The following is a 1,894-nucleotide window of genomic DNA, read 5'->3' as shown; positions in this document are numbered from 1 at the left end:
TCCATTTTTGAGATCAACGCATCAAGCGGCGCAATCACCGTAACCGATAACTCAGGTATAGATTATGAAACAACAACCTCATACACATACACCGTAACAGTTTCCGACGGAACCAACACTTCAGCCGCAGAAACGATAACAATCAATATCACAGATATAAATGATGTCACTCCAGTTGTAACAGCCTCCCAGAGTTTTAGCATTGCAGAAAATATTGCAAACTCAGGAGCCGTAGGAACAGTACTTGCAACAGACGGCGATGCAGGAACATCTTTCTCATCCTGGACAGAAACCGGAGGAACCGGCGCATCCATTTTTGAGATCAATGCCTCCAGCGGCGCAATCACTGTAACCGATAACTCGGGAATAGATTATGAAACAACAACCTCATACACATACACCGTAACAGTTTCCGACGGAACCAACACATCAGCATCCGAGACAATTACAATCAATATCACAGATGTCAATGATGTAGCTCCGATAGTGACAGCTTCACAAACATTTACTATTGATGAAGATGCTTCAAATACAACATCAGTAGGAACCGTTTTGGCCACCGACGGAGATGCAACAGCCACGGTTTTTAGCAGCTGGACAATTACAGCAGGCAATACAAACAGTGTATTTGCCATCAACTCATCAACAGGTGAAATTACAGTTAATGATGCGAATGAACTGGATTACGAATCAATCACAAGTTACAGCTTGAGCATCACAGTTTCAGATGGAGTTAACACTTCAGCAGGAGAAACAGTAACAGTTGATGTGAACGCAATAAACGACAACACTCCAGTTGTAACAGCCTCTCAGAGTTTTAGCATTGCAGAAAATATTGCAAACTCAGGAGCCGTAGGAACAGTACTTGCAACAGACGGCGATGCAGGAACATCTTTCTCATCCTGGACAGAAACAGGAGGAACCGGCGCATCCATCTTTGAGATCAACGCATCAAGCGGCGCAATCACTGTAACCGATAACTCGGGAATAGATTATGAAACAACAACCTCATACACATACACCGTAACAGTTTCCGACGGAACCAACACTTCAACAGCAGAGACGATAACAATCAATATCACAGATATAAATGATGTCACTCCAGTTGTAACAGCCTCCCAGAGTTTTAGCATTGCAGAAAATATTGCAAACTCAGGAGCCGTAGGAACAGTACTTGCAACAGACGGCGATGCAGGAACATCTTTCTCATCCTGGACAGAAACCGGAGGAACCGGCGCATCCATCTTTGAGATCAATGCCTCCAGCGGCGCAATCACCGTAACCGATAACTCAGGTATAGATTATGAAACAACAACCTCATACACATACACCGTAACAGTTTCCGACGGCATAAACACTTCAGCATCCGAGACAATTACAATCAATATCACAGATGTCAATGATGTAGCCCCGATAGTGACAGCTTCACAAACATTTACTATTGATGAAGATGCTTCAAATGCAACATCAGTAGGAACCGTTTTGGTCACCGACGGAGATGCAACAGCCTCGGTTTTTAGCAGTTGGACAATTACAGCAGGCAATACAAACAGTGTATTTGCCATGAACTCATCAACAGGTGAAATTACAGTTAATGATGCGAATGAACTGGATTACGAATCAATCACAAGTTACAGCTTGAGCATCACAGTTTCAGATGGAGTTAACACTTCAGCAGCAGAAACAGTAACAGTTGATGTGAACGCAATAAACGACAACACTCCAGTTGTAACAGCCTCCCAGAGTTTTAGCATTGCGGAAAATATAGCAAACTCAGGAGCCGTAGGAACAGTACTTGCAACAGACGGCGATGCAGGAACATCTTTCTCATCCTGGACAGAAACAGGAGGAACCGGCGCATCCATTTTTGAGATCAATGCCTCCAGCGGCGCAA

Annotated in this window: 1 protein-coding gene; it reads left to right on the top strand. The window is 43.9% G+C overall.

Annotated elements, in window-relative coordinates; all coding sequences use genetic code 11:
* On the top strand, positions 1 to 1,894 hold a 1,894-nt coding region (locus tag BZG01_RS21220), incomplete at both ends, for a cadherin repeat domain-containing protein (RefSeq protein ID WP_101311834.1).

The sequence above is a fragment of the Labilibaculum manganireducens genome (genome assembly GCF_002843385.1).
GTDB lineage: Bacteria > Bacteroidota > Bacteroidia > Bacteroidales > Marinifilaceae > Labilibaculum > Labilibaculum manganireducens.
Note: the sequence above shows the minus strand (reverse complement) of the source record. Positions and strands in the feature narration are given on the sequence as shown.